This is a genomic window from Simplicispira sp., from assembly GCF_028687295.1.
GTDB lineage: Bacteria > Pseudomonadota > Gammaproteobacteria > Burkholderiales > Burkholderiaceae_C > Simplicispira > Simplicispira metamorpha.
This window is the reverse complement of record NZ_JAQUAL010000006.1, coordinates 41,608-48,140: the sequence shown is the minus strand read 5'-3', so window position 1 is coordinate 48,140 and position 6,533 is coordinate 41,608. Positions and strand designations below refer to the sequence as shown.

The following is a 6,533-nucleotide window of genomic DNA, read 5'->3' as shown; positions in this document are numbered from 1 at the left end:
CCATGAAATCAAGGCACTGCGCAGTCTGGGTGGCGCTGGCACGGGTTTTGAGTAACAGGAAGGCATCGGACAGCCCGATGGGCCGACCCGGTACACACCACCCATCCACAGGAGACACCACACATGACCGTTTACGCAGCCCCCGGCGCCGCAGGCGCCACGATCACCTACAAGGCCCAGTACAACAACTTCATTGGTGGCCAGTTTGTGCCCCCGGTCAAGGGGCAGTACTTTGACGTGGTCAGCCCCGTCAATGGCCAGGTCTATACCCAGGCCGCGCGCTCCACTGCCGAAGACATCGAGCTGGCCCTGGACGCCGCCCACGCCGCCGCCGATGCCTGGGGCAAAACCGATGCCGCCACGCGCAGCAACATCCTGCTGAAAATTGCCGACCGCATCGAGCAGAACCTGGAGCTGCTGGCCTACGCCGAAACCGTGGACAACGGCAAGGCCATCCGCGAGACGCTCAACGCCGACATCCCGCTCACCGTGGACCACTTCCGCTACTTTGCAGGCTGCGTGCGCGCGCAAGAAGGCGCCTTGAGCAACATCGACGACACCACCGTGGCCTACCACATCCAGGAGCCGCTGGGCGTGGTGGGGCAGATCATCCCGTGGAACTTCCCCATTCTGATGGCCGCCTGGAAGCTGGCCCCCGCACTGGGCGCGGGCAACTGCGTGGTGCTCAAGCCCGCAGAGTCCACCCCCATCTCGATCCTCATCCTGGCCGAGCTGATTGCCGACCTGCTGCCCCCGGGCGTGCTCAACATCGTCAACGGCTATGGCCGCGAGGCGGGCATGCCGCTGGCCAGCAGCAAGCGCATTGCAAAAATTGCCTTCACCGGCTCGACCAGCACGGGCCGCGTGATTGCGCAGGCCGCTGCCAACAACCTGATTCCGGCCACGCTGGAGCTGGGCGGCAAAAGCCCCAACATCTTCTTTGCCGACATCATGGACAAGGACGATGCCTTTCTGGACAAAGCCATCGAGGGCCTGGTGCTGTTTGCCTTCAACCAGGGCGAGGTTTGCACCTGCCCCAGCCGCGCGCTGATCCAGGAAAGCATCTACGACCGGTTCATGGAGCGCGTCTTGAAGCGCGTGGCCGCCATCCAGCACAAAAACCCGCTGGATACCGACAGCATGATGGGCGCACAGGCCAGCAAAGAGCAGCTGACCAAAATCCTCTCGTACCTGGACTTGGGCAAGCAAGAAGGCGCCGAAGTGCTGGCCGGTGGTGGCCAGGCCCACCTGGGCGGCGACCTGGAAGGCGGCTACTACGTGCAGCCCACGCTGTTCAAGGGCCACAACAAGATGCGCATCTTCCAGGAAGAAATTTTCGGCCCCGTGCTGGCCGTGACCACCTTCAAGGACGAAGCCGAGGCCCTGGCCATTGCCAATGACACGCTGTACGGCCTGGGCGCGGGCGTGTGGAGCCGCAACGGCAACGTGGCCTACCGCATGGGCCGCGCCATCAAGGCGGGCCGCGTGTGGACCAACTGCTACCACGCCTACCCGGCCCACGCAGCCTTCGGCGGCTACAAAGAATCGGGCATTGGCCGCGAAACGCACAAGATGATGCTCGACCACTACCAGCAGACCAAGAACCTGCTGGTGAGCTACAGCGAGAACAAGCTCGGCTTCTTCTGATCGAGGCCTGATGCATCCGCCAGGGCGTGGCGCTTTGCCTGCGTCAGCGCCCGGCGCCATGGCCCGTGGGGGCGGCCGCCTCATACTGGGGTACCAGAAATCGGCGGCCACCCCCACGGGCCACGGCGCTGATGAAGTCTGTGATGAATTTGAAAACAGACCCTTACAGGAGAACACCATGGTTGACCGCGTGATTGCCACCCCGGCCGCGTTGGCGCTGATTGCCACGCTGCAAGTCCAACACGGGCGCGAACTGATGTTTCACCAAAGTGGCGGCTGCTGCGACAACAGCGCCGCCAACTGCTATTTGCCCACCGACCTGACCATCGGCCCCTACGACGTGAAGCTGGGCGAGGTTGGCGGCGTGCCCTTCTACATCAGCCAGTCGCAGTACGACACCTGGAAGCACACCCAGCTCATCCTCGATGTGATCGAGGGCACGGGCGGCACTTTCTCGCTCGAAGGCGCCGATGGCAGGGCCTTCCACACCCGCTCGCGCGTGTTCACGCCGGCGGAACTGGCCGAGCTGGGCATCACACCCGCTGCTGGCCCTGAAAAAATTTAAGCCAAAACAGGCTTCAGCGCCCGCCTATCAAGCGCTTGCAGCTATCAAAGTAATAGTAATTTGACCGCCTGCGCCACAGCGTAGCGCGGCGGTCTGCGCCCGCCCCGGGCACGCGGGAAAACCCTGGGGACAAAACTGGCACAAGGCAATAGTTATCCACAGAAAAACGACCCGGCACCAGGTTATCCCCGTTGGGGCGACAGCAGGCACAGGGCGCAGGGCACAGGCATGGCCGGAGTGCAACCCTTTGTCAGGCAAGGGGAAACAGGAGTTATCCCCAGAAAACCGAGCCCTCTACTATTACTACTATGTATTTATCCAAAGTATTTCTCTAAGAAAGAGAGGACAGGAAAAGACCGCGCCGCAGGTCTTGTCCTGAAACCGCGCCCATCTGGGCAGTACCGGCTTTTAGCCCATGCCCAGCGTGCGCACTGCCTGGCGTTGGCCTGCATCGCCATGGCCGAGTTTGAATATCGACACCACCTGCACCAGCTCCTGCGCCTGGCTGCGCAGGCTGCTGGCGGCGGCGGCCATTTCTTCGACCAGGGCAGCGTTTTGCTGCGTGACCTGGTCCATCTGCGTGACGGCATCGCCCACCTGGGCCACGCCTTGCGACTGCTCCTGGCTGGCCGCGCTGATCTCGCCCATGATGTCGGTCACGCGGCGGATGGAGGTGACCACCTCGGTCATGGTGGTGCCCGCGCGGTCCACCAGGCTGTTGCCGTGCTCCACGCGCTCCACGCTGGCCTGGATCAGCGTCTTGATCTCTTTGGCCGCTGCGGCCGAGCGCCCGGCCAGGCTGCGCACCTCGCTGGCCACCACGGCAAAGCCCCGGCCCTGTTCGCCCGCGCGGGCCGCTTCCACAGCAGCGTTGAGCGCCAGGATGTTGGTCTGGAAGGCAATGCCGTCGATGACGCCGATGATGTCGGCAATCTTGCGCGAGGCGGCATTGATGTCGTGCATGGTGGTTACCACCTGGGCCACCACCTCGCCGCCCTGCGTGGCCACGGTGCTGGCGCTTTCGGCCAGCTGGTTGGCCTGGCGGGCGCTGTCGGCGTTTTGGCGCACGGTGGAGCTGAGCTGCTCCATGGCGGCGGCGGTTTGTTCCAGGGCGCTGGCCTGGCTTTCGGTGCGCGCGGACAGGTCGCTGTTGCCCTGGGCGATTTCGCCGCTGGCAATGGCCACGCTCTCCGAGCCCCGGCGCACCTGCTCGACCACGGGGCGCAGCTTGGCGCGCATTTGCTGCTGGGCTTCGATGAGCATGCCCACTTCGTTGGTGCCGTGGGACTGGTCAGCGCCGCTCAGGTCGCCGTTGGCCACGGCGCGGGCCAGCGCTTCGGCCTTGGCCAGCGGCTGGGTGATGGAGCGCACAAACACCAGCGCCATCGCCGTCGTCATCGACAGCGTGGCCACCAGGGCCAATGCCACCCACAGCAGCATGTATTGCAGCTGCTTCACGCGCGTTTGCAGGGCGTTTTGCAGGCTGTCCATGGCCGTGGCGTTGACGGAAAACAGCGCGTCGATGGTGCGGGTAAAGTCGTCAAAGTAGTCTTTGGCGGGCATCTTCAGCTCGGCAGCGTTGATCAGGTTCTGGTCGGCCATCTGGCGCGTGGCCTGGATGCGGGCCTGCAGGTCTTGCACCGGGCCTTGCAGGGTCTGGCGGAAGGCGGGGTGGCTGGCCATGGCACGCTCAAAGCTGCGGAACGTTTCGCCATGCAGCTCGCCAGCACGTTGCTGCAACCCTTGCAGGGTGCTTTTGCCCTGCGGGGTCAGTTCGCCCAGCACCAGAAAGCTCGACCCTTGCGCCCGCATGATGCCCAGCTTTTCGCTCAGCATGGGGGCGTGTACCAGCGTGGTCTGGATCAACGCGCTGATGGCCTCGTCGTGCTCTACCTGCAGGCCGTAGTCGTGGCGCAGCGATTCGCCCAGCAGCATGATGTTGGCAATCAGCTGGGTGTGCTGGGCCGTGCTTTGCGGTGCGCCCAGGCTGCGGTTGGCCACCTGGGGCTCCAGCGCCTGCCAGGCCTGCTTGGCCTGGCTCCAGGCGCTGGCATCGGCGCTGCTGACCTGGGCGGCCTTGAAACGGGTGTCCACCTCGTCCAGCGCCTTGCCAATGGCGTCGCGCACGGCCGGGCGGCGCGCGCCCAGCTCGGCGTTGCCGCTGAGCATGCTGGCCGACAAGCCCCGGTGTACTTGCATCAGCTGCACCAGCTTGTTCAGGGCAAACAAGGGGGCGGCGCCGGTCACTTCACGCCGCGCCGAGGCAATGTCGTTCAGCGAAGTGCTGACGTACAAAAAAGTGGGCAGGGCGCTCATCGACAACCCGATCAGGCCCAGGATGATGAATTTTTGAAAAAGACTGAGGCGGTGAAGCAGCGACATGATCAGGGCCCGACAAGGAAAACACAGAACCCGCTCCAGCCAGTGCAGTGCGCTGGGGCGGTGCAATGGCTGGATTGTCGTGTGGCCCGCTTCGGTCGTGCAATGTTTTCTTCCGGGCGGGGCGTGCCCGGCGGGTCTATGCGTTTTCCTGCTGCGTCAGCATGGTGCCGATTTCGCGTGCTGACGAGGAGGTTTTGGCAGCCAGGCTGCGCACTTCGCCCGCCACCACCGCAAAGCCCCGGCCCGCTTCACCGGCCCGCGCGGCCTCGATGGCGGCGTTGAGCGAGAGCAGGTTGGTCTGCATGGAGATGGCGTTGATGGTGGCCACGATGTCGGCGATGCGCTCCATGGTCTGCTTTTGCACCGACTGGTCTTGGCCATACACGACCACTTTTTCCAGCGCACCGTCGATGTCGCGCACGGGGCTGAAGGTGGCCACCAGCCACAGCGGCTCGCAGCCGGGGGCCTCGATGGCAAAGTTGCTGTGCAGCGGTTCGCCGGCCTGCAAACGCGCCAGCCGCTCGGGCGTCAGTTGGCGCGCCATGGCCTGGCCCAGTGGCTGCGCCACCTGGGCCAGTGCGCTGGCGTTCAGGCGGCGCAGCAGGGCCGGGCTGGCATCGGTGGGTTGGCCGCGCAAGTCCACATCGAACATGCAGGTGGACTCGCGGATGGCCGACAGGCGCACCGCGTTCTCCAGAAACGCCAGCTTGGTCTGCGTGATGTTGGCGGTGACGGAGATGTGCCGCTCGACGTGGCCTTGCGCATCGAACAAAGGGTTGATGGCCAGCGAGATCCACAGCGGCGCGCCGTCTTTGTGGTAATTGACCACCTCTTCGTAGAACGGCTTGGCCGCGGCAATGCGCTCGCTCATGCGGCGCACGGTGGCTGGGTCGGTGAGTTTGCCTTGCAGGATGGCGCCGGGTTTGCGCCCCATGACTTCGTGGGGCTCCCAGCCAAACAGGCGGGTGAAGCCGGGGTTGACGTATTCGATCAGCCCTTGCTTGTTGGTGACGATGACCGAGTTTTCCGTGCCAGCGGCCACCATCGACAAAATGCGCATGTGCTCGCGCTGCTGCACCTGCTCGGTCACGTCCTTGACAAAGGCGGTGTAGAGGATTTTGCCTTCCAGGCGCACTTTGGACAGCGACAGCACGCCCCACAGGATGCCGCCATCGGCACGCTCTATGCGCACTTCGCGCGTGGTGCCCACGATCTTGTCCTGGCCGGTGCAGCGGTTGGCGTCGATGAAGCCGTCGTGCTGCGTGCGCAGCCCCTGGGGCACCAGCATTTTCACGTTCTGCCCCAGCACGGCCTGGCGCGGGTAGCCCCACAGGCGCTCGGCAGCGGCGTTGAACAGGGTGACGCAGTTGTGCGCATCAATCGTCACCACGGCATCGACGGCCTGCTCCAGGGTTTGGCGCACCATTTCGCGCGATTCGCGCTCGGCACTGATGTCGCGCACCACGGCGGTGTAGCCCGCTTTGCTGCCCACATCGGTGCGCGACAGCGCCAGCGACACCCACACCTGCGCGCCCGAGCGCGTGGTGAGCGCCACTTCGCGAAAGGTGCCGACGATGCGGTTTTCTCCGGAGCTGCGGTGGCGCTGGATGTAGCCGTCGTGCGCGTCCTGGTGCATCTGGGGCACCAGCATTTTCACGTTCTGCCCCAGCACCTCGCTGCGCTGCCAGCCCCACAGGCGCTCGGCGGCATCGTTGTAGAACACGACGCGGTTGTGCTGGTCAATGCTGACGATGGCATCAATGGATTGCTCCAGAGCCACCAAGGCTTGTTGTTCTTTGCGGGGAAAAAAGGAAAACATAGGGGCCCAGGAAAATGTGCGCTCTCAGCCAAGGCCGCTGCGCTGCACAAAACGTTCGTTCGATTGTGGCTTCCTTGTTTGACAGATCGACCGCCTTCCAGGCGCCGCAGCCCGCGCAGC

General features: G+C 64.4%; 4 protein-coding genes. 2 read left to right on the top strand and 2 right to left on the bottom strand.

All coding sequences use genetic code 11. From position 1 onward, the window contains the following. The first annotated feature begins 123 nt into the window (after positions 1–123). Both exaC and PHX69_RS01635 read left to right on the top strand, forming a co-directional pair. Positions 124–1,647: an acetaldehyde dehydrogenase ExaC gene (gene exaC, locus PHX69_RS01640; RefSeq protein WP_288042058.1), complete on the top strand. Its 1,524-nt coding sequence runs from the start codon at positions 124–126 to the stop codon at positions 1,645–1,647. Positions 1,648–1,825: 178 nt separating this feature from the next. Then, entirely contained in the window at positions 1,826–2,212 is a 387-nt protein-coding gene (locus tag PHX69_RS01635; RefSeq protein ID WP_288042056.1) for a DUF779 domain-containing protein, read from the top strand. A 408-nt stretch (positions 2,213–2,620) separates the two neighbouring features. On the opposite strand, the gene PHX69_RS01630 is transcribed toward PHX69_RS01635, so the two are convergent. After that, positions 2,621–4,594, bottom strand: coding sequence for a methyl-accepting chemotaxis protein (locus PHX69_RS01630; RefSeq protein WP_288042055.1), 1,974 nt, complete (start codon positions 4,592–4,594; stop codon positions 2,621–2,623). A 136-nt stretch (positions 4,595–4,730) separates the two neighbouring features. Beyond that, positions 4,731–6,413: a PAS domain S-box protein gene (locus PHX69_RS01625; protein ID WP_288042054.1), complete on the bottom strand. Its 1,683-nt coding sequence runs from the start codon at positions 6,411–6,413 to the stop codon at positions 4,731–4,733. Positions 6,414–6,533 lie beyond the last annotated feature (120 nt).